Here is a 21,622-nt window from a genome sequence, read left to right as displayed (position 1 = left end):
TCGCCGCATCCAGGTTTACGGCCATTGCAAACGTTTTCCGCATCAGGGAAATCCATAGGAAGCCCATACTGGCTTGGCTTTGCGGCCGGTTTTTGCATCACTATCTGGGATTTTTCGCACCCTGGCGGTGAAAGCTTCGTCCCGCGACGCACGCCGGTCGCGATGCGTTTCGTTTGTATAATTCCGCGTCTTCGCTCAGGCCCACTTTCATGCTCAGTTTTGCGCTCGGCTTTCTGGTTTCTCTGCTGATCACGCTGTTGATCGTGCGCTACGCGCATCTGCATGAAAAATTCTCGACCGATACCGATCTCGCAGGCGTACAGAAATTTCACGTGCACCCGGTGCCGCGCATCGGCGGCACCGGCATTCTGATCGGCCTGATCGTCTCCGCGGTGCAGCTGCATCACGCGTATCCGGCCGTGTCGGGCAGCATTCTCGGCTTGATCGCGTGCGGGATGCCGGCCTTCGGCTCGGGCCTCATCGAGGATCTGACCAAGCGCGTATCGCCGCTAGCGCGCCTGCTCTGCACGATGGCCGCCGCCGCGCTCGCGTTTTTTCTGCTCGATATCGCGGTCACGCGCATCAGCGTGCCGCCGCTCGATTTCCTGCTGTCCTACGCGGCAATTTCGTTCGCGGTCACGGTGCTCGCGGTCGCGGCGCTCGCCAATGCGATCAATATCATCGACGGCTTCAACGGGCTCGCGTCGATGGTCGCGTTCATGATGTTCGCGTCGCTCGCCTACGTCGCGTTCCAGGTTCACGACCCGGTCGTGCTGTCCGCGTCGTTCATGATGATGGGCGCGGTGCTCGGCTTCTTCATCTGGAATTTCCCGGCCGGGCTGATCTTTCTCGGCGATGGCGGCGCTTACTTCATCGGCTTCATGCTCGCCGAACTGTCGATCATGCTGGTGATGCGCAATCGCGACGTGTCCGCGTGGTATCCGGTGCTGCTGTTCATGTATCCGATCTTCGAGACCTGCTTCTCGATCTATCGCAAGAAGTTCATTCGCGGGATGTCGCCGGGCATTCCGGACGGCGTGCATCTGCATATGCTGGTCTATAAGCGGCTAATGCGCTGGGCGGTCGGCACACGTACCGCGCGCGAGCTGACGCGCCGCAATTCGCTGACTTCGCCGTATCTATGGCTGCTGTGCCTGATCGCCGTGGTGCCGGCGACGCTGTTCTGGCGGCACACGCTGCATCTGTTCTGCTTCGTGGTGGTGTTCGCGGCGACCTATGTGTGGCTGTACGTGAGCATCGTGCGCTTCAAGTCGCCGCGCTGGATGGTGGTGAGAAAGACGAAGCATTAGCGGCAGCAGGCTGCTGCGACCACGCAAGACCATGGAAAAAGGCGCCCGAGGCGCCTTTTTTCTTGCTGTTTCACCACCTGTTCCGGCCTCGCATGGCGGCATCCAGGCGATGCCTTCCGATACCTGCGGCACCGTCGTTGCGCCACGCAACCTGACGCAATCTTAGCGAAGCCGACAAGCCCCAAAGGCATCCGAGAGCGGAATTTAAAGTTGCGCAGTAGAGATTGCCAGCCGCTCAAAACCAACAAAACTTGCAGTAAAAAATGCCGTGCGGAAACAGACACTAGAACGTGTAGCGCGACCATGAGGTCGTGCTACCCTGCGTGGCATTACTCCAATTAAATGACAGAATGATGAACATCTTCGATTCATCCATCGAAACGTATCTGTCCCACATTCACTTCGGCCCGTTTGTCACCAAATCCATCGAGGTCGTCGCCGACCTCTACTCATTCAAGGGATTAATACTCGTTCCTATTCTCTTGTGGATCTGGTTTCAGCCGCATCCGCGCCTCGCGTGGCGGCGGCAAATCGTTCTCGCCACGTTTGCGAGCGGCCTCGTGGCGCTCTTCGTCGGAAGGCTGTTGACTCACGTGCTGCCGTTCAGAGTGCGGCCGATCTATAACCCCGAACTGCATCTGCAGTTTGCGACGACGTCGACCCACGACGCCGCGCTGACCAACTGGAGTTCTTTCCCGAGCGACCACGCGATGCTATGGATGGCGATCGCGACTGGCATCTTCATCGTGTGGCGCGGCATCGGTGCGCTGGCAATCATCTATACGCTGCTCGTGGTTTGCCTGCCGCGCGCCTATCTCGGCTTTCACTATCCGACCGACTTGCTGGTGGGCGCCGCGGTCGGCGTCGTGATCACCGTGTTGATGACGCGCGACGCGATCCGCGTGCGCTACTCGGTTCCGCTGCTTCGATGGATCGAACGCTGCCCCGCGCCCGCCGCGACGCTTGGCTTCATTCTGTGCGTTGAACTGGTCACGCAGTTCGACGAACTGCGCAAGGTGGCGGGCGGTCTGCTCAAGCATCTGTAAAACGCGCGTTGCGCGCGGATGCTTACGCGCGGATGCCGGATTCAAGGTCCGAGAGGCAAGCGCGTTATCAGCGCTTGCCATTACCCTTTACGACGCCCTTGGCACCGGGCTCACGCTGCGCAGCGTGGTTGCGGTCGCCGGCTGATACTCGGACACCCAGCGCCGCAGGTCGCGGCGCACTTCATCGTCGGACGGTACGCGATGCTGCATCAGCCACGGCAGCAGATTGTCGATCAGGCTGTCGGGGACCTCGCGCGCCTGTGCGATACGCAGCTTCGGATGCGGCGTGCGCGTGGTCGTTTCGTCGTCCGCGAGTAGCTCTTCGTAGAGTTTTTCGCCGGGCCGCAGGCCGGTGAACACAACGCGAATCTGTTCCTCGGTAAAGCCGTACAGGCGAATCAGATCGTGCGCGAGATCGGCGATACGCACCGGCTTGCCCATGTCGAGAATGAAGATCTCGCCGCCGCGCCCCATGCTCGATGCCTGCAACACCAATTGCGAGGCCTCCGGAATCGTCATGAAAAAGCGCGTGATCTCAGGATGCGTGACCGTGACCGGCCCGCCGCGCGCAATCTGCTCCTGGAACTTCGGAATCACGCTGCCGGCGCTGCCGAGCACGTTGCCGAAGCGCACCGTCTCGAACTGCGTGCGCCGCGCGCCCTGCTGCTGCAGCGCCGAGCACGCCATCTCGGCGAGCCGCTTGCTCGCGCCCATCACGTTGGTCGGGTTGACGGCCTTGTCGGTCGAGATCAGCACGAAGTGCGCGACCTCGTGACGGATCGCCGAGCGCGCGACGCGGTACGTGCCGAGCACGTTGTTGCGCACCGCCTGCCACGTGTTGATCTCTTCCATCAGCGGCACGTGCTTGTAGGCCGCCGCATGAAACACGATGTGCGGGCAATAGCGCGCCATCACCTGATCGAGCAGCAGCGAATCCTTCACGTCGCCGATGATCGGCACCACCGACACTTCCGGATACTTGTCGCGCAACTCTTCGTTGAGCCGGTAGATCGAGAACTCGGAGATATCGAATGCGACCAGTTGCACCGGGCCGAAGCGCAAGATCTGCCGGCACAGCTCCGAGCCGATCGAGCCGCCCGCGCCCGTCACCATCACGACGCGGTTCTTTAGCAGCGCCTCGACGTGTTCGGTATCGATCGTGACCGGGTCGCGGCCGAGCAGGTCTTCGAGATCGATCTGGCGAACCCGCGACAGGAACGCCTGGCCTTGTGTGAGCTGCGTGAGCGCGGGCAGCGTCATCGCCCGGACGCCGGCGCGCACGCATAGCGTCGCGATCCGCCGATGCGCTTCGACCGACGCCGACGGCACCGCGATGATCGCGTGCTCGACCTTCAGATCGGCGCTGATTTTCTGCAGATCGCTGATCGAGCCGAGTACGCGGTAGCCGTAGATTTCGCGGCCCTGCTTGATCGGATCGTCGTCGAGCAGGCCGACGAGACGCCATTGGCCCGAACGTTTCAGCTCGCGCACGAGGTTCGCGCCGGCATTGCCGGCGCCGAGCACCAGCACCGGCTTGCCTTGCCCGACCAGACCGCCATAGCGATAGAACTCCTTGGCCGCGCGATAGAGCGCACGCGAACCGCCCATCGTCAGGAACAGCAGCATCGGCGACACGATCAGCACCGAGCGCGGCACGATCGGCGCGGGCTGCAACAGCGCCGACGCAATCATCACGACGAGCGCGCCGACGGCGATCGCCTTCGCGATGCGCACGAGATCGGGCAGGCTCGCGAACACCCACATGCCGCGGTAGAGCCCGTAGCTGCGGAACATCACCGCGTAGATCACCAGCACCCAGACGAGCGCATGCAAGCCGCTCGACCAGAACGGCGCGGGCACCGGCCCGTTGAAGCGGATCACGTAGGCCAGCAGCCAGGCCAAGGCTACCGCGCATAGGTCGAACGCAAACGCACTAAACGAAAGCCATCTGGCTTTGAATGTTTTCATTGCGCAGAACCTCAGGTTTGCCCGGAATGGGACATATGGCGCCGCCAGCGGCGGTCAATGCACAGCCCTGCGACGACCAGCACGGCAGCCCATCCCGCGACCGCCAGCCATTGATACAGGAGAGCGAACTGTAGCGCGCAAATAGCAAGCATTATGCCTACCGCCATGAACAAATACCAAATCCACGCGGTCGATGCGTGTCCCAATCCGGACTGCACCAGTCTTTGATAGTAGTGTTCCCGGTGCGCCTGCCAAAATTTTTCGCCACGCAGCAAGCGCTTAACAAGCGTCACCGAGGCATCGCCGATAAATGGCGCGAAGCACAGCGCCGGAAACCACACCGGCCAGACGCCCTCGCGCCAGCCCCAATAGCCGAGCGCACCAGCGAGAAAACCGAGCGGAATCGAGCCGGCATCACCGAGAAAAATGCGCGCTGGATGAAAGTTGAACAGCAGAAAGCCCGCCGCCGCGCCCGCGACGATCAGGCTCGCTGCCGCGAGCGCCGCATCCGGACGGAGCGACACCGACGCGGCCAGCGCATAGCCGCCGAAACCGAACAGCGCCATGCCGCCCGCGAGGCCGTCCGAACCATCCATGAAGTTGTAGAGATTGACCAGCCACACGAGTAAAACCGCCATGCACGGGAGCGCCCACCACGGGACGTCGGCCGGATAGACCGCGACGAGCGCCGCGACCGCCGCCGCGTGACCGCCGAAGCGCACGCGCGCCGGCAAGCCGCGGCGGTCGTCGATCTGCGACAGCGCGGCGAGCAGCGCGGCGGCCAGCGCGGGCAGCCACAGCGACGGCGCCGCGAGCCCGATCAGCACCACCGTGACCGGCACGATGCCCCAGCCGCCGACGCGCGGCGTCGGGCGGGTGTGCAGCGAGCGGTCGTTGGGGATATCGGTCGCGAGGCGCCACGCGAGACCGCTGCGCAGCAGCGCCCACAGGATCGCGGCGCATGCGGCCAGCGCGGCGACGCCCCATGGCAGCAGGGCAACGATGGAAAAGTCGGAATGCGAAGCGGGTGGCATCGATAGGTTTTATGAGTTAGCTGCGAGGTTTGCTGCTTTCCAACGGCGATTCAATGCGGCTCCAACGCAAATTCAGATCGGGTTCGAGCCAAGGCTCAATGCGTGGCGCGATACCACGCGGCGGTCTCGAGCAAGCCATGCTCGACCGTGTATGGCGGCACCCAGCCGAGACGTTCGCGAATACGCGAACTGTCGACGCGCAACTCGCCGATCAGCCGGTCGATCTGCGCCGAGCGCCCGCTCAGGCGGCCGGCCATCCGCAGCACGCCGGCCGGCACCGGCACGAGCCGCGCCGGCGCATGCAGTTGCATGGCAAGCGCGCGCACGAGTTCCGGCAAGCTGAGATCGCGCCCATCCGTCACGTGAAAGGTCTCGCCAGCCGCGCGCGGATCGGTCGCGCAATGCACGAGCGCATCGGCAAGGTTGTCGACGAACACAAGGCTGCGGCGCGCCTTGATCGCGCCGAGCGGCAGCGGAACACCCTTGGCGATCGCGTTCATCAACTGCAGAAAATTCGCGCGCACGCCCGGCCCGTAGACGAGCGGCGGGCGCACCACCACGATCTCGAGACCCGACGCGCGGCCATAGTCGAACAACGCGCGCTCCGCTTCCAGTTTCGAGATGCCGTACGGATCGACCGGCGCCGGCGTGTCCGCTTCGCCGATCGGACGACCCGGGCCCGCCTCCGCCATCGCCTTGATGCTGCTCACGAACACGAAGCGGCGCGCGCCCGCGCCGCGTGCCGCGGCGGCGACGCGCAATGCGCCGTCGACGTTGGTTGCGCGATAGGCGGCAAGCGGATCGCTGACGCTCTCATGCATCACGTGGACCCGCGCGGCGAGGTGGATCGCCGCATCGCAACCGACGCCGACCGGCCAGCGTTGCTCGATGCCCGCGAAGTCGTCGACATCGAGCAGCCATTCGCGCACGCCCTCGGCGGCGCTATGCACTTGCCGCACCGCGCCGAGCACGCTGTCGCCGCGCCGCAGCAGCGCGCGCGACACCGCTTTGCCGACGAAGCCATTGGCGCCGGTGACCAGAACCTGCAGGCTCATCGGCGTGCTCCAGAACACGCGGCGAGGTCCGCGCGATGCGATTGGATCGACGAACCGATACTGGCACCGCCAGGACCAACCCTACCCGGACAGGGCGGGAAAGGCGGATGAGACACGATACAATCTGGCATCGACGGTGCTTTCTCGGGAAGTCTGGCTGGGACCGTATTGTATGCGGGCGCCAACCCGTCGCGGCCCTATTCGCGGGCCGGCAGCCGGGCGCTAGAATAAATGGCATCGGCCACTGGGCGGCACCGCACACGCGGCTCACGCCCGGGCCGTGATAATAAAACGGACGTGCCCTCGCTGGCGCGCAATTCGTACACTTCGTAACAACTCAAACATTTTCGCGCATGTGGAATTCGTGGTATCGATCCAAACGTGCTCGACAACAGCACGATCAGGCCTGTCCCAAGGCCGCGCGAACAGGCAATCGCCCGCGCGCCGACGAACCAACGCCTGATCGCCGCGCGACGGCGCGGCACACCTCCATGTGAATGCTCCGCCCTCGCTGCACCGGCCGCCCCCTGGGCGGCTCGCGCAGCGCCGGTTCATTCGGCCTGGATCACGGAGACAGGGTGTCCGAAACCGTCGATATGTGGAATAAAACGTGCTGGTCTGGAGAAAACAATTTGTCTGAGCCATTAGGGCCCCGCCTATGAAAGTGCTGTTCGCCACTTACCCGATGGCTTTCCATACGCCCGGCGGCGGAGAGATCCAGCTGCTGGCTTATCACAGGCATCTGCCCGCGCATGGCGTGGACGTCACGCTGTTCGATCCATGGAAGCCGCGCTTTCTGGAACACGATGTCGTGCATTTCTTCTCGTGCGTCGGCGGCTCGGTGCACCTGTGCAACTTCGTCAAGCAACTAGGCTTGCCGCTCGTCGTGTCGTCGAGCCTGTGGGTCACCGAAGAAACCAGGCATCTCTATCCGATCGGCGAAATCCATCATCAGTTTTCGCTGGCCGACCGCGTGGTCGCCAACTCGGAGATCGAGTGCGATACGCTCGCGCGCGTCTTCGATCTGCCGCGCGAGAAATTCGTCAGCGTGCTCAATGGCGTCGAACAGAGCTTCTACGAGCCGGTCGCGCCTGAACTGTTCCGCCGCGAATTCGGCATCGCGGATCGCTTCATCCTGAACGTCGGCAATATCGAGCCGCGCAAGAACCAGCTCGCGCTCGTGAAGGCAATGAAGTCGTTCCCGGAACTCAAGCTCGTGCTGATCGGCCATCAGCGCGATCCCGAATATGCGAAGGCATGCTTCGCCGAAGGCGGCGAACAGGTCGTCTACGCAGGCACGCTCGCTCACGATTCGCCGCTGCTGCGCTCGGCCTACGCCGCCTGCGAAGCGTTCGTGCTGCCAAGCACGCTGGAGACACCCGGCCTTGCCGCGCTCGAAGCGCATGCGGCGGGCGCGCGCATCGCCGTGACCCGGGTCGGCTCGACCGAAGAGTACTTCGCGCGGCATGTCGCGTACCTCGATCCGTTCGATGTCGACAGCATCGTCCACGCGATTCGCGAAGCGCTCGCGCAACCGCGCGGCAGCGCCGATGGCAACGCGCGCGACCTGAGCTGGCAAGCCGTGCTGTCTCCGCTGAAAGCGCTCTACGATTCCCTGCTGAATAAATGACGAACCCCGTGAAGAAACCTGTGACGAAATCCGTGAAGAACCCCGTGAAGCGCTTCGAACTTCGTCCGCTGAACAACGTCGAGGCGTCCTCGAATCCTGAGTTTGCGTGGAAGGCGATCAATGGCGATCCACAGTTCGAACTCACCGGTTGGGAAGAACTCTCGGGGCGCGCCGCGCGCATTTCGTTCGAACTGTTGAAGGAGGACATGCCGGCATCGCCATGCATGATCTATTTCGACGCGGGCGCGGGCATGTCGGAGCACGCGACGATCGGGCTCACGGTCGGCGCTGAAGGCAAAGTGGATCAGGTGGTCGCGTTTCCGCCGCTCGTCGGGCCGTTGCGGGTCGACCCGATCGCCCGCTCGGGGTTGTTCTCGGTGAACGGCTTCAACGTCGAACTGATCGCGGACAGCGACTGTCCGCAGGAACTGCTCGAACGCGCGCGCCGCATGGCGTCGTGGCGCGGCGGTGCGCAACCCGCGCCGGTGCCGAGTGCCGGCCACACGTACCAGGAATGGATCGAGCGGCACGAACCGCCCGCGGCGCTGTACCCCGAATTGCGCGCGCGCTCGCAGCAGTGGGCGCTGCAGCCGCTGATCAGCATCGTCATGCCGACCTACAACACGCCGGCGAAATGGCTGCGCATCGCGATCGATTCGGTCGTCGCGCAGGTCTACGAGAACTGGGAATTCTGTATCGCCGACGACTGCTCGACGAACCCCGAAGTGAAAGAGGTGCTCGATAGCTACGCCGCGAAAGATCCGCGCATCAAGGTCGCGTACCGCACGACGAACGGCCATATCAGCGCATCGAGCAACACGGCATTGGAACTGGCCATCGGCGAATTCATCGGCCTGCTCGATCACGACGACGAGTTGCATCCGCTCGCGCTGTACTGCGTCGCCGAAATGATCAACGCGCATCCCGACGCGGCGGTGATCTATAGCGACGAAGACAAGATTTCGATCGACGGCGTGCGCTCGGACCCGTACTTCAAATGCGACTTCAACTACGACCTGTTCCTGAGCCAGAACATGATTTCGCATTTCGGCGTGTACCGCACGTCGACTGTGAAAGAAGTCGGCGGCTTCCGAGCCAGCTTTGAAGGCTCGCAGGATTACGACCTCGCGTTGCGCGTGATCGACCGCGCCGGTCATCACACCGTGTATCACGTGCCGCGCGCGCTGTACCACTGGCGCATGATCCCGGAAAGCACCGCGGCCGGCCACGAGGCAAAGCCGTATGCGCATACCGCGGCGATGCGCGCGCTAGACGAACACCTCGCGCGCAACCGGATCAACGCGCATACCGAACACGCACCCGGCACCGATGCGTTCAACAAGGTCGTGTACGAGCTACCCGAAGTGCTGCCGTCGGTCGAGATCATCATTCCGACGCGCGATTCCGCCGGCCTCGTCGAGCAATGCGTGGAATCGGTGCTGCGCAAATCGAGCTACCCGAACTTTCGCATCACGATCATCGACAACGGCTCGGTCGAGCAGGCCACCCACGAGCTATTCGAGCGGCTGCAAAAAGACCGGCGCATCCGCGTCGTGCGTGACGATTCGCCGTTCAACTACTCGGCGCTGAACAATGGCGTCGCGCTCGCGAGCACGGCGGACTTCGTCTGCCTGATGAACAACGACATCGAAGTGATCAACGCCGACTGGCTCGAAGAGATGGTGTCGGTCGCGCTGCAGCCGAACGTCGGCGCGGTGGGCGCGAAGCTGCTGTATCCGGACGACACGATCCAGCACGGCGGCGTGGTGCTCGGCGTCGGCGGCATCGCGAGCCATGCGCACAAGCATTTCCCGAACACCCATCCCGGCTACTTCGCGCGCGCGCGCCTGCGCAACGCGATGTGCGCGGTGACCGCCGCGTGCCTGCTGATCCGTCAGTCGATCTACAAGGAAGTCGGCGGCCTCGACGAACAATTACACGTTGCCTACAACGACATTGATTTTTGCCTTCGGGTCCGGCAAGCCGGGTACCGCAATGTGTGGACGCCATACGCCGAGCTTTATCATCACGAATCGGCAACCCGCGGCGCCGAGGACACGCCGGAAAAAATTAGCCGCTTCAACCAGGAATCCGAATTGGTCAGGCAACGCTGGGGGCATCTGTTGATGAACGATCCGTGCTATTCCCCCAATCTGACGCTGACTGCCGACGACTTTTCCTTCGCTTGGCCTTCAAGGATTGGAAATCTTGCTTAATCTGGGACCCAAAAAAACCAAGACCGGGTGGCTCGGGGAATACCGCCATCCATCGCCGGGGGAACTCTTCTGCCTGCCGAGCGCGATCTACTTTCTGATGAAATTCAGAGCCGATCTCGCGCGCTTCAATTCCAAAGCGCTCAATGACCGGGTCACGTTGTACTTCTGGTGGGAAATGTCGGCGCGCGACACGTATCCGGACTTCGACTGGGTACTGCGCCGCGAAGACCTCGAATACCTGCGCCAGCTCGATAACGACACGCTGATCGAGCGCCATCCGGATGCCGTCACGTATTGGCTGGGTTCGACCCGGCCGAGCGTGCTCGACGCGAAACATCTGAGCGAAACGCTGCTCGAGCCCGACACGGTGCTCGAAGAAGCCGGCCTGCAATTGCCGAAGCTGATGACGATGATCGTGCGCAATCGCGGCGATCTGACGCGCGCCTTCAACCTGAACACGCTGACCGGCTATCTGAACTGCCTCGACTGGTGGGACGAGCACGGCCAGATCACCTGTCCGCGCGTAACGTGGCGCCCGCCGATCGCGTGGACCACGCTGATGGAGCCGATCGACGCGCCCGATTCCAGCGCGATGCCGTTTCCGCGCTTTCTCGCGCTGATCACTACCGAGCGGCCCGATCTGCGCGCCGCTTTCGACCTCGCCAGCTTCACGTCGCGGGTCACCGCGCTGAGCTGGTGGGAAGACCACGGCCAGCGCGAATATCCGCGCATCAAGTGGTCGCAGCCGCCGATCGGCGGCTTCATGCTCGAACCCGAAGTGCCGCCCGCCGACGGCGGCCCGTATGTGCCGCGCTTCCTTTGCGAGATTTTCAAGGAGCGCGCGGACCTGCAGGCGACTTTCGATCTGCACTCGCTCAACGGGCGCCTGAGCTGCCTGTCGTGGTGGATCGAACATGGCCAGCATCAGTACCGCTCGATCCGATGGGTGCCGCCCACGACGCCCGCGCAGATGTTCGAACCGGAATGGGGCACGCATCCCGACTGGCTGCCGGTGCCGCGCTTCCTGCGCATGCTGCACGACGAGCGCCGCGATATGCAGGAGCTCTGCTCGCTCGACAGTTTCACTGGCCGGCTGAAGTGCCTGTCGTGGTGGGTGGAGAGCGGCGAGCCCCAGTATCCGGCGCTGCACTGGACCATCCCGCCGCTGCCCGACGAACTGTTCAACATGCAAGCCGGCGAGCAAGGTGTATTGCCGCTGCTGCCGCGCTTTTTGCTGCTGATCTGGAACGAGCGGCCCGACCTGCAGGCATCGTTCAATCTGAACAGCTTCAGCGCGCGGCTTGGCTTCATTTCGTGGTGGGACAAGCACGGACACGACGAATACTCCGCGATCAAATGGTCGCCGACGCATCTGGCCGAAGAACTCGCGAGGATCGACGACCAGCAGCCGGCCGACGCCACATTGCTGCCGCGCTTCCTGATGATGATTGCGAGCGACCGCCCCGACCTGCGCGAGGCCTACGACCTGGCCACCGCGGCGGGCCGCGATCAGCTCGTGAACTGGTGGAACGAATGGGCGTCGACCGAGTATCCGCTCGTCGGCTCGCTGAAGGTACGCTGGGCCGATTCGGCCGAGGTTGCCGACAGCGCCGACGACGACACCGATGACGACGAGCGCGAACCGGCTCGCTATCACGCGCGCGTCGAAGGTGGCGGCTACGGCTTCGGCGTCAACGTGATCGGCTTCCCGCAAGGCGTGCTCGGTCTCGGCGAAGACGCGCGGATGGCCGCGCGCGTGCTGCAAATGTCGTCCACGCCGGTCACGCTGCTCAATGCGCCGATGGCGGGACCCGCGAAGCTCGAACACTCGGTCGATCATCTGATCAGCGAGGAGCTCAAGTACAACATCAGCCTGATCTGTCTGCCGGCGCCCGAGATGGTGCGTCTCGCGATCGAGGGCGGCCGCCATCTGATCGACGCGCCGACTCACAAGATCGGCGCGTGGCCGTGGGAACTGCCTCATTGGCCCGACGCGTTCGGCAACGTGCATCAGATGGTCGACGAGATCTGGGCGCAAAGCCGCTTCGTGCAGAGCGTCTACAGCCGTCTTGGCAACACGCCGGTTTATCGGATGCCGATGGCGGTCGAGGTGCCCGCGCCGGTCGAGCCGAAACGCGAGCGGTTCGGTTTGCCCGCCAACGAGTTCCTGTTCTACCTGATGTTCGACGGCAACTCGTGGCTAAGCCGCAAGAATCCGCTCGCCGGCGTGCAGGCTTTCAAGCAGGCATTCGGCGCGAGCTCGCCAGGCGTCGGCCTCGTGATCAAGGCGATGAACGTGCGCGACGACGATCCGGTGTGGCGCGCAGTGCTCGATCTGACCGCAGGCGACAGCCGCATCCATATCGTGTCCGAGCGCCTGAGCCGGCAGGATTCGACCGACTTCATGGCCTGCTGCGACGCCTACATTTCGCTCCATCGCAGCGAAGGCTTCGGCCGCGTGATCGCCGAGGCGATGGTGCTGGGGCAGCCGGTCGTGGTCACGAACTTCTCGGGTAACGTCGACTTCTGCGAAGCCGACACCGCGTTCCTCGTGGACGGCGAGCTCATACCGCTGCGGCCCGGCGACTATCTGTTCGCCGAAGGCCAGTACTGGTGCGATCCGGAAGTGTCGATCGCGGCCGAACAGCTCAAACGCATGATCGACGATGCGCCTCTGCGTGAGCGCATCGCCCAGGCAGGCAAGGCACGCATCGAGCGCGACTACTCGGTTCAGGCGGTCGCGCGCGCCTATGCTCAACGGTTGACGGACATTGCGGAGGCGAAAGCAAAATGACGCTGCGGGTATGTGCTCCGGACATTTTCTCGGGCGATGCGGTCGGTAATCACTGCATCGGTTTCGTTCGAATGGCTGAACGTCTCGGCATGAAGGCCGAGTTGTATGCAAGCGGATTCGATGAGGGAACGAACGGGGTCCGCCCGCTTGAAGCGTTATTCGACGACGTCCGCCGGGACGACGTCGTGCTGTTGAGTTATTCGATCTTCGATCCGCATCTCGAGCGCATTCTCGCGCTCGACTGCAAGAAGATCTGCTACTTCCACGGCGTGACCGACCCGCAACTGCTGCGCGCGCTCGAACCGCGCACCGCGCAGTTGTGCGACAAGGCGCTCGCGCAACTGCCGCTGCTCGCGGGCTTCGACGCGCTCGTCGCAAACTCGCGCGGCACCGCGCAGAGCCTCGCCGGCATCGTCGATGTCGATGCTGATGCCATCACGATCGTGCCGCCGGTGTTTCCGGACATGTACGTATTCCGGCGCGAGACGCCACGTAAAGGCCGCAAGCGGCAGGAGCCGAATCTGCTGATGGTCGGCCGCGTGGTGCCGCATAAACGCGTCGAAGACGGCATCGAGATTCTGGCGCTGCTGAAACAGCGCGACTTCAACGCAACGCTCAGTATCGTCGGCAGCACGCCGAATTACGATTACCTGAAGTTCCTGATCAACCACGCGCGCCGCCTCGGCGTGCTCGAACGGGTCGACTTCAAGGGCATGCTCGACGACGCCGACCTGTTCGAGTGTTACGAGTCGACCAGCGGCCTGCTCGCGATGAGCCGGCATGAAGGCTTCTGCGTGCCGGTGCTCGAGGCGATGCACTACGGCAAGCCGGTATTCGTGCGCGGCGGCACGGCCGCTCAGGAGATCTGTCCGCGCGACTGTGTATTCGACGCGAATGCCGAACTCGCCGCATGGGTGCCGGTCGTGATGCAGCGGCTGGGGCAATCCGTCGGCCGCAGCCCGATCGATCTCGCTTACGTGCGGCATGCCGACGGCGTGCTGCAACGTTCCAGCGACGACGTGTGGCGCACGCTATTCACCGGCGTGGGCGTGGTGATGAACGGCCCTTCGCGCGCGCGTGCAAGCGCGCCGGCCGCATCGGTGGAGAAAAGAAGATAACGAGTGACGGCGCGCATCTACTGGATCGCGCTGTCGACGCGTTACTTGCCGCCGCGCTCGAAGTCGATCGGTTGCCCGGTATGCGGATGCGGCGTAAACGAAAAGTGCGCGCGCACGTACTTCTGCGACAGCGTGCACAGCAGGTCCATCAACGCTATCTGCTCGGGCGGAAAGACCGGTGCGCGATCCGCGGCATCGATCGGCTTTTGCATATACCGCACGATGTCCTTTTCGAAATCGCTGACACAGTAGTCCAGCACCTCGTCGCCCTCGATCGGATACGCGGCCACCTTCACTTGCGGATGCAGCGACAGATACGTGCTGAACAGACGCTCGGCGACGAACGGCAAAAACGGTGCATCGTCGGAATGAATCGTAGGCTCCAGCACGCCACGCGCGGCTTCGCTATCGCTTTGCGTTTCGAGGAACGTGGCGATCGGCTCCAGCACCTTGCCGACATAGTTTTCCCAGAACGACTGCGAGCCGACCCAGAAATTGCAATAGCACAGCGTATGCGCGGACTGACGCGGCGCCTCGCGCAGATTCCAGTCGATACCGACCGCGTCGAGCAGATTCTGGCTGCGTTCGACGAGTCCCGGATGCGCATGCTCGCCTTGCATCCATGCAGTGTGCGAGACATACGCGAGTTGCGGAAATGGATTGATCATGCAGACGTCGGCATCGGTATTCGCTTCGACGAACTCGATGAACCGGCTGCCGTCCATACGCGCCTTCAACGCGAATTTCGGCGAGAACAGCGCGGTGAAGTCCTGCTCAAGGTGCATGCCCTTGCGGTACATGTCGACGATGATGTAGAACTCGCGCCACGCAGCGTGAGCATTGTTGTGCAGTACCAGCGGGTGAAAGACCTTCTCGGAGAGCACCTGCCCCGGCGCGTAAAGCGGCTCGAAAATCCTGATCGATGCACTCATGACAGCCCCGCGATCTGCAAATAGAAGTTTCCGGTATGCACGTTCTGCCGGAACAGCGTGATGGATGCATTCGGCACCAGCACGTTGGGAAATTTCGACAACGGGATATTCAGCAGATACTGAGAGATCACCGAGATCGGCCCCGCGTGACATACGGCGGCGATCAGGCCCGGCTGGTCAGCGTGCCGCAGCACCTCCTCCTCGACCCAGTTCACCGATCGCGCGGCCAGCTCGAGATGCGATTCGCCACCGTCGTAACGGTCCGACAGATGTTTGCCCCAGTCGGGAAACGCGAGCCGGAAGTCTTCGGCTTTCCATGTCGCGAACCGGCCCGCATTGGTTTCGCCGAGACGGCTGTCGACCGTCCAGTCGCACTTGCCGTTGAACAGCACCTCGGTGGTTTGCAGGGCGCGCCGCCACGGGCTCGAAAAAACGCGGTCCGGCACGAGGCCGCGGCTTTCCATCAGCACGCGCAGCTGCGCGGCCTGCTGCATCCCGTGTTCGGTCAACTCGTCCTGCTCGGTCGAGTTGAGCAGACCGGCCACGTTGGCAAACGATTGGCCGTGGCGAATGAGAAGAAGATCCATAAGAGTCGGTTGCGTGGGTGCGTGGGTACGCTTGGGTGTATCTCGGTGTATGCGAGTGCCTGGCGTCAGCTCAGTCGGACTTCGGGCCGGGTAAGGCTTTCATGAACATCGCCGCAATGCGCCGGACACTGAAACGATCGAACACGTCGGCATAGGCCTGCTCGCGGATCGACTGCCGCAACTTCGCGTCGGTGAACATGTCCTCCAGCGCCTGAGCCCAGCTGTCCGCCGTGTTCGCTGCAATGTACCCGGTCTGCCGATGCCTGACGTTCTCGCGGTAAGTCGGACAGTCCGAATAGATGCTCGGGATGCCGAGACTGCCGTAGTCCGCGTATTTGATCGGCGACTTGCATGAGTTGAAGAACAGCGTGTCGGGGTCTTCTTCCGCGCCGAGCGGGACGATCGCAAACGTGTACCCTTCGTCGCGGAGCGCTTTCTTGTACTCGAGATTGCCGCGGCTACCGCGATACGTCATGTGCGGGATCGTATTGAGTTCGGGAAACAGATCGCCCCAGAAGTCGATCGATACGTTTTCGTGGCGCGTCAGGAAAGCGCGCAAGGTCGCGAAGAAATCCTTGCGGAAGCTCACGAGCTTGATGCCGTCGAGATTGGAGAAGATGATCTTCGGCGGCTGCTGTTCCTGCCACAGCCCGGGCGACAGATCGAAAGCCTCGCCGTCGAAGCCGTTCGGGATGATCAGCACGTCCGAGCGCCGCACCTTGCGCATGCGTTCCTGCAGCAGCTGATTCGACGCGGTGGCCGCGCTCGCCTCGCGAATCATTGCGAGCACGTTGTAGAGCACGTCCTCGTTCATTTCGAGCACGCTCCACGACGGCAGATCGAGCAGCCAGTCGTCGAGATCGTAAATCGTATGGAGGCCGAGTTCGTTCGCCATCCGCATGATCTTCAGCGACAGGTTCGACACGTGCTTGTTGAACAGCACCACGTCGAAGCGATGCAGATGACTGACGCCGACTTCGGCCTCGGAGATCTGCTCCCATTCGATCAGCTGGTGCCGCTGCATATACGACAGCAACGGCGCGAAGCGCGCGCCGATGGTGCGCGAATTCATTCGCCCGTCAGTCATCGAGCGCCGCTGGACGACGAGCAGGCGCGGGATCTTAGTAGTTTGTGAGGCCGGCATCGGTCAGGTGTTTGATTAAGTCTGCTGCTACCGTGCCCGACGAGTGCCGTGCATAGACGCGTTCATAGTTGTTTGCGATCTTTTCTTCTCTGTCCGTGTCGGCAAGCGCGGCCGCAATCGCCGGAACGATGTCCGGCGCATCGGTGGAAGCCGCGTACCAGACATCATCGCCGAAGTGCTCGCGCTGCCAGGCCCCATCGACCATGACGAGCGGCTTCTTCACGAATGCGCCTTCGAGACAGGAGCGGCCAGGCGGATCGAAGCTCGGCTCCGCCACGACCAGTGCGTTGGCAAGCGCGGAGCGCAACAGCGCGCTGCAAGGCTGGATGAAGGGCAGGAAATGAATCCCGCGATGCGCGTCGCGCACGCACTGCCGGTAGTACGCCTCGTCCCGGAAACCGCCCACCATCAGACCGTTGATCTGCAACTGGTTGAGCGCCTTGATCAGTTCGAGCTGATTCTTGATCGGCTCGATCAGGCCGAGGCACAACACGTAATCGGATACGTCACAGACCGTAGGCAGTAAATCTTTATCGGCGGGCAGAAGGAACCGGTCAGATATACCGGAGCCCACCACCACGCAACGGGCCGGATCGACGTTGATGTAGCGCCTGAAATGCTCGAGTTCCGTCGACGATTTGAACAGCAGCCGCTCGGCACGCGCGACGAACGCTTCGATCCGGCTGATTTCCACCGGGTCCGGCGCGCTTAGCCACCAGACGTTGGGCCACAGAAAGACCTTTTTGCCCTGATTGACCGTTTCGCGAACGATCGCCTCGCCGTCCGCGTGAACGGAGAAATGCATGACGGCGTCGTAAAAGCGCAGCGGCCGGCTGCGGATCCCGTAGATGTCGGCCTGTACGTCCGACTCGTTCAGGAGTTCGGCGACCTGCACGAGTTCCGACTCACCACCACCGCTCGTCATGAACGCAGTACTGTGAGTGGTCAGGAGAATTTTGAAATGCATAAGCGGGCTCCGTCCCGAATCGTCCGGTATCGTAGGTGCCGCCGCGCAGGACGGTGCGCAATCCAGGCATTCCAGGTGTTAGCGACCACCCGCGAAACCGCCCCGGACCGTTATCGGCAGGGGCCTGATTTTACGTCAAATCGTAGCGCAAACAGCCGTCTGGGCGGGAGCGAAACGCACGTTGTCGCGCGCGCCAGTACCGGGGCGGATTGCTACGACGAATATTTTGTAAGCAACGGTAAGTGCGCGCTGCATCGTTACCCTGCTCGCGATAATTGATGCTAGGAATACTTGGGTGCGCGGGCCTCGGTACGTTAGACTTCATCAGTTCAGTACGCTACGGGCAGCCGGGCTATCACACCGGATTCGCCCTTCATAAACTGCCTCCACGAAATCCACCGCGCGGGAGACGCAAGATGTCGGCATCGACCGAACTTCTCAGTTCACTGGCAGCAACACATCCTGAAGTCGCAGAACTGATTGCTGAACGCGACAAGTATCGAGACTCGCTTCAGACCAACATTCCGCACTTTTCGAATCTCGGCGACGTGCCGCCCGGTCACTACTATTCGCCGATCCCGTCGATTACTGATATCCAGAAAGACGAGGCGCGCCTGTTCGGCAACGTTCAGCGCACGCTGCCCGGCATCGAATTCAACGAAGCGGCCCAGTTGCGGCTCGTCGAGGAATTCGCCGACAAGTACTACGGCGAGATGCCGTTCGAGCCGCACAAGAAAGACGGCTTGCGCTTCTACTTCGAAAACGTGATGTTCTCGTACGGCGATGCGACGTCGCTGTACTGCATGATTCGTCATTTGCGGCCGCGCCGCATCGTTGAAATCGGCTCGGGCTTTTCGTCCGCTGTGTCGCTCGATACCAACGACCTGTTCTTCGACGGGCAGATCAAGTGCACGTTCGTCGAACCCAACAACGAACGGTTGCTGTCGCTGCTGACCGACAAAGACAAGACCACTTCGAAGATCGTGAAGTCGCTCGCCCAGGACGTCGATCTGTCGGTATTCGCGGAGCTGCAAGCGAACGACATCCTGTTCGTCGATTCCTCGCATGTGAGCAAGATCGGCAGCGACGTCAACCGCATCGTCTTCGATATCCTGCCGATGCTGGCGCCCGGCGTGCACATCCATTTCCATGACGTGTTTCTGCCGCTCGAATATCCGCCGCAGTGGATCTACGAGGGCCGCGCATGGAACGAAGCGTATCTGCTGCGTGCGTTCCTGCAGTACAACAGCGCGTTCGAGGTGGTGCTGATGAACACCTTCATGGGCCACTTCCACGCCGATCTGATGAACGCGCGCATGCCGCTTTTCATGCGCAATCCCGGCGCCAGCTTCTGGATCAGGAAGAACCGCTAACCGGCGCTAGCGCAGCGAGCCACGTCTTTACCGAACCGAGGAGATTCACCGATGACTGCAACGAACGCGCTCGAGCATCGCACCGAAGGCGCGTCCATGCGGGCTGGCTTGCAGGACGGCATGCGCACGATGAAGATCGGCCGCATGCCGATACCTGAATTGCTGCCCGGCACCGTGATCGTCAAGGTCGCGAGTGTCGGCATCTGCGGCAGCGATCTGCATGCGTATCGCAACGCCGACGCCCATCAAAGCTTTCCGAACGGCCATGAATTGAGCGGCACGGTGGTCGAAATCGGCGCTGGCGTGACGAGCGTGCGTGTCGGGCAGCGGGTCACGATCGACATGGTGATGGGCACCGCATGCGGCAAGTGTGAATACTGCAAGCTCGGCACGCCGATCCACTGCCGCGCGCGCGAATTTCCGTTCGGCGGCGGCTTTGCCGAATATGTCCGCACGAAAGAAGCCGGCGTGTTCCCGCTGCCCGATGCAGTCGACGACCGGCTCGGCGCGATCGTCGAGCCGATTGCCGTCGGTGTGCATGCCTGCCGCAAGATGCGTATCGCGGCGGGCACGGTCGGCGTGGTGGTCGGCGCGGGCACGATCGGTCTCGCGGCACTGGCTGCCGCACTGGATGCGGGAAGCGAAAAGGTTTACGTGGTCGCCAAACACGCGGCCCAGGCGCGCGCGGCGCTGGCGATGGGCGCCACCGCGATCCTGCCGGCCGATCGCGCCGAGGCACTGGCCATCGTCCAGCAGGCAACCGATGGGCTAGGCGCGCACTACGCGATCGAAGCCGTCGGCGGCACAGGCGACACACTCGACTACGCGTGCCAGTTCGTGCGCCCATTGGGCCAGGTGGCGGTGCTCGGCGCGTTCGACCATGGCTTCAAGGGCATCGAGATCATCGCGCCGCACATCAAGGAACTGACGATTCATCTGCCGAACTGCTACGGCTATATCGACGGTCAACACGATTTCGCCGTGGCAATCGATCTGCTCGCGCGCAAGGGCGACACGCTGCGCGCGATGATCACGCACGACCTGAGTCTCGACCAGATTCAGGAAGCTTTTCAACTGGCTTGTGACAAGAGTTCGGACTCGATCAAGGTCCAGGTTCATACGTGAGGAAACAAAAAAATCTGATGTAACGCGGGGGACATTAGTCAACTTAGTGCTGTGCCGTCCACTACGAGGAGGCAACATGGCGAAGGAAGACAATAGTCTCGGCATCAATGAAATTCGTGACAACAGGCGCTGCCGTCTGCTGAAAGGCCTGGACGTCAAGGGCAGCGTCGGCGTCGAAATAGGCCCGCTTTGCTGGCCGCTCGTACGCCGCTGCGATGGTGGTGAAGTCATCTATGTGGACCACACGGATACGCCCCACCTTCGTCAGAAGTACAAGGACGACCCTCATCTGAACATCGATGAGATCGTCGACGTCGACGCGGTGTGGGGGCGCAATACGCTGCATGAGGCGATCAACGGCCGGTATGTCGACTATGTCGTCGCGTCGCACGTCGTCGAGCATGTCCCCGATCTCGTCACATGGCTCAGAGAACTGGCCGCTGTTCTGAAACCCACCGGCGAGGTGCGTCTCGTCGTACCCGACAGACGCTTCACGTTCGACTACTTCCGCCGCGAAAGCCGTCTGCCTGAAGTTCTGGCGAGCTATATCGCGCGGGCGCGGATACCGCAGCCTTATTCGCTGCTCGATCACTGTCTGTCCGCTGCCGAAGTCTCCGCTCTGGACGCATGGCAACGACGGATCAACGTGGATTCAGCGAGGCGGCATCATACATGGCAAGGCGCGTTGCATCTCGCACGCGACGCGTTCGAAAACGGCACCTATCACGACATTCACTGCTGGGTTTTCACGCCGCACTCGTTTGCGAAGCTGATCGCCGATCTCAGCGAAATGGAGTTGATCGATTTCGCCTGCGAGCAATTCTGCGACACGCTTTATAACGACATCGAGTTTTCTGTCGTGATGCGGCGCTCACGGGATCGTGCCTATATCGCCGATAGCTGGCGGCGGATGGAGCGGCTGGCTAGCGATGCGACGCCGACGGTACCGTTCTGGCGTGCGCACCGCAAGTTGAAGGAACTGCACGCGATACACGATACAGACAAGAGCGCGGCGCGCGTTTGTGGACAGCGCAGCGAACTCGATCCCGATGAACCGGTTGCGCTACCGCCCGGCTTCGATGCACACGACTATCTCGCCGCCAATCCCGACGTGGCCGCGGCCGGCGTAGACGCGCACGAGCATTATCAGCATTTCGGCTGGCGGGAAGGACGCTTGCTTCAGCCTTTATCGCTCACCCATTGCCGCACGCCGGCGATACTCGACGTTCACTGATAACACGTGCGTGCCGGTTGGGGCGGCCAGCGGCACGCCGCCCCAACCAATCAAGACTGGACGGGAACTACCCGATTTGTTATGTTCGC

General features: G+C 62.4%; 16 protein-coding genes. 9 read left to right on the top strand and 7 right to left on the bottom strand.

What is annotated here, in order from left to right:
- The first annotated feature begins 209 nt into the window (after window positions 1-209).
- Both L0U82_RS03345 and L0U82_RS03340 read left to right on the top strand, forming a co-directional pair.
- Complete coding sequence (locus tag L0U82_RS03345) at window positions 210-1,310, top strand: MraY family glycosyltransferase (RefSeq protein WP_233828486.1); 1,101 nt, start codon at window positions 210-212, stop codon at window positions 1,308-1,310.
- A gap of 353 nt (window positions 1,311-1,663) precedes the next feature.
- Complete coding sequence (locus L0U82_RS03340; protein ID WP_233828484.1) at window positions 1,664-2,356, top strand: phosphatase PAP2 family protein; 693 nt, start codon at window positions 1,664-1,666, stop codon at window positions 2,354-2,356.
- Window positions 2,357-2,443: 87 nt separating this feature from the next.
- Here the strand turns inward: L0U82_RS03340 and L0U82_RS03335 are convergent, their stop codons facing one another.
- The 3 genes from L0U82_RS03335 to L0U82_RS03325 form a co-directional block, all read right to left on the bottom strand.
- Complete coding sequence (locus L0U82_RS03335; protein ID WP_233828482.1) at window positions 2,444-4,324, bottom strand: polysaccharide biosynthesis protein; 1,881 nt, start codon at window positions 4,322-4,324, stop codon at window positions 2,444-2,446.
- 11 nt (window positions 4,325-4,335) lie between these two features.
- Window positions 4,336-5,358 carry an MraY family glycosyltransferase gene (locus tag L0U82_RS03330; protein WP_233828481.1) on the bottom strand — a complete coding sequence of 341 codons (1,023 nt, stop codon included), beginning with the start codon at window positions 5,356-5,358 and terminating at the stop codon, window positions 4,336-4,338.
- A gap of 95 nt (window positions 5,359-5,453) precedes the next feature.
- On the bottom strand, window positions 5,454-6,413 hold the full coding sequence (locus tag L0U82_RS03325; RefSeq protein ID WP_233828480.1) for an NAD-dependent epimerase/dehydratase family protein: 960 nt from the start codon (window positions 6,411-6,413) through the stop codon (window positions 5,454-5,456).
- Between the two features lie 658 nt (window positions 6,414-7,071).
- Between L0U82_RS03325 and L0U82_RS03320 the strand changes: the two genes are divergently transcribed.
- The 4 genes from L0U82_RS03320 to L0U82_RS03305 all read left to right on the top strand — a co-directional run bounded on the left by L0U82_RS03320 (window position 7,072) and on the right by L0U82_RS03305 (window position 14,171).
- Window positions 7,072-8,043, top strand: a complete 972-nt coding sequence (locus L0U82_RS03320; protein ID WP_233828479.1) for a glycosyltransferase — start codon at window positions 7,072-7,074, stop codon at window positions 8,041-8,043.
- Window positions 8,044-8,063: 20 nt separating this feature from the next.
- Window positions 8,064-10,259: a glycosyltransferase family 2 protein gene (locus L0U82_RS03315; protein ID WP_233833102.1), complete on the top strand. Its 2,196-nt coding sequence runs from the start codon at window positions 8,064-8,066 to the stop codon at window positions 10,257-10,259.
- Window positions 10,252-13,053, top strand: coding sequence for a glycosyltransferase family 4 protein (locus L0U82_RS03310; protein WP_233828478.1), 2,802 nt, complete (start codon window positions 10,252-10,254; stop codon window positions 13,051-13,053). Before L0U82_RS03315 ends, L0U82_RS03310 begins: the two co-directional genes overlap by 8 nt.
- A gap of 71 nt (window positions 13,054-13,124) precedes the next feature.
- Window positions 13,125-14,171, top strand: a complete 1,047-nt coding sequence (locus L0U82_RS03305; RefSeq protein ID WP_233828477.1) for a glycosyltransferase family 4 protein — start codon at window positions 13,125-13,127, stop codon at window positions 14,169-14,171.
- A 41-nt stretch (window positions 14,172-14,212) separates the two neighbouring features.
- Here L0U82_RS03305 and L0U82_RS03300 read toward each other — a convergent pair whose 3' ends face one another.
- The 4 genes from L0U82_RS03300 to L0U82_RS03285 all read right to left on the bottom strand — a co-directional run bounded on the left by L0U82_RS03300 (window position 14,213) and on the right by L0U82_RS03285 (window position 17,801).
- A complete protein-coding gene (locus L0U82_RS03300; protein WP_233828476.1) occupies window positions 14,213-15,103 on the bottom strand; it encodes a hypothetical protein in 891 nt (296 codons plus the stop codon).
- Entirely contained in the window at window positions 15,100-15,690 is a 591-nt protein-coding gene (locus L0U82_RS03295) for a histidine phosphatase family protein (RefSeq protein ID WP_233828474.1), read from the bottom strand. Before L0U82_RS03295 ends, L0U82_RS03300 begins: the two co-directional genes overlap by 4 nt.
- Before the next feature lie 70 nt (window positions 15,691-15,760).
- Window positions 15,761-16,762 carry a glycosyltransferase gene (locus L0U82_RS03290; protein ID WP_233828472.1) on the bottom strand — a complete coding sequence of 334 codons (1,002 nt, stop codon included), beginning with the start codon at window positions 16,760-16,762 and terminating at the stop codon, window positions 15,761-15,763.
- Window positions 16,763-16,811: 49 nt separating this feature from the next.
- Window positions 16,812-17,801, bottom strand: coding sequence for a glycosyltransferase (locus L0U82_RS03285; RefSeq protein WP_233828470.1), 990 nt, complete (start codon window positions 17,799-17,801; stop codon window positions 16,812-16,814).
- A gap of 416 nt (window positions 17,802-18,217) precedes the next feature.
- Here L0U82_RS03285 and L0U82_RS03280 point away from each other — a divergent pair, with 416 nt between their 5' ends.
- From L0U82_RS03280 to L0U82_RS03270, 3 genes are all read left to right on the top strand, one after another.
- Complete coding sequence (locus tag L0U82_RS03280) at window positions 18,218-19,174, top strand: class I SAM-dependent methyltransferase (protein ID WP_233828468.1); 957 nt, start codon at window positions 18,218-18,220, stop codon at window positions 19,172-19,174.
- A gap of 51 nt (window positions 19,175-19,225) precedes the next feature.
- Window positions 19,226-20,299, top strand: coding sequence for a zinc-dependent alcohol dehydrogenase (locus L0U82_RS03275; protein WP_233828466.1), 1,074 nt, complete (start codon window positions 19,226-19,228; stop codon window positions 20,297-20,299).
- 76 nt (window positions 20,300-20,375) lie between these two features.
- Window positions 20,376-21,533: a methyltransferase domain-containing protein gene (locus L0U82_RS03270; protein ID WP_233828464.1), complete on the top strand. Its 1,158-nt coding sequence runs from the start codon at window positions 20,376-20,378 to the stop codon at window positions 21,531-21,533.
- Window positions 21,534-21,622 lie beyond the last annotated feature (89 nt).

The organism is Paraburkholderia sp. ZP32-5 (genome assembly GCF_021390495.1).
In the GTDB taxonomy this organism is placed as follows: Bacteria; Pseudomonadota; Gammaproteobacteria; order Burkholderiales; family Burkholderiaceae; genus Paraburkholderia.
The sequence above is the reverse complement of the archived record's forward strand: the minus strand, read 5'-3'. Positions and strand labels throughout refer to the sequence as shown.

What these genes read in the sequence shown, in the direction of transcription:
- L0U82_RS03325 (WP_233828480.1), bottom strand. Translation starts at nt 6,413, where the DNA reads ATGAGCCTGCAGGTTCTGGTCACCGGCGCCAATGGCTTCGTCGGCAAA.
- L0U82_RS03300 (WP_233828476.1), bottom strand. Translation starts at nt 15,103, where the DNA reads ATGAGTGCATCGATCAGGATTTTCGAGCCGCTTTACGCGCCGGGGCAG.
- L0U82_RS03340 (WP_233828484.1), top strand. Translation starts at nt 1,664, where the DNA reads ATGAACATCTTCGATTCATCCATCGAAACGTATCTGTCCCACATTCAC.
- L0U82_RS03335 (WP_233828482.1), bottom strand. Translation starts at nt 4,324, where the DNA reads ATGAAAACATTCAAAGCCAGATGGCTTTCGTTTAGTGCGTTTGCGTTC.
- L0U82_RS03285 (WP_233828470.1), bottom strand. Translation starts at nt 17,801, where the DNA reads ATGCATTTCAAAATTCTCCTGACCACTCACAGTACTGCGTTCATGACG.
- L0U82_RS03305 (WP_233828477.1), top strand. Translation starts at nt 13,125, where the DNA reads ATGGCTGAACGTCTCGGCATGAAGGCCGAGTTGTATGCAAGCGGATTC.
- L0U82_RS03275 (WP_233828466.1), top strand. Translation starts at nt 19,226, where the DNA reads ATGACTGCAACGAACGCGCTCGAGCATCGCACCGAAGGCGCGTCCATG.
- L0U82_RS03345 (WP_233828486.1), top strand. Translation starts at nt 210, where the DNA reads ATGCTCAGTTTTGCGCTCGGCTTTCTGGTTTCTCTGCTGATCACGCTG.
- L0U82_RS03320 (WP_233828479.1), top strand. Translation starts at nt 7,072, where the DNA reads ATGAAAGTGCTGTTCGCCACTTACCCGATGGCTTTCCATACGCCCGGC.
- L0U82_RS03330 (WP_233828481.1), bottom strand. Translation starts at nt 5,358, where the DNA reads ATGCCACCCGCTTCGCATTCCGACTTTTCCATCGTTGCCCTGCTGCCA.
- L0U82_RS03270 (WP_233828464.1), top strand. Translation starts at nt 20,376, where the DNA reads ATGGCGAAGGAAGACAATAGTCTCGGCATCAATGAAATTCGTGACAAC.
- L0U82_RS03290 (WP_233828472.1), bottom strand. Translation starts at nt 16,762, where the DNA reads ATGAATTCGCGCACCATCGGCGCGCGCTTCGCGCCGTTGCTGTCGTAT.
- L0U82_RS03280 (WP_233828468.1), top strand. Translation starts at nt 18,218, where the DNA reads ATGTCGGCATCGACCGAACTTCTCAGTTCACTGGCAGCAACACATCCT.
- L0U82_RS03295 (WP_233828474.1), bottom strand. Translation starts at nt 15,690, where the DNA reads ATGGATCTTCTTCTCATTCGCCACGGCCAATCGTTTGCCAACGTGGCC.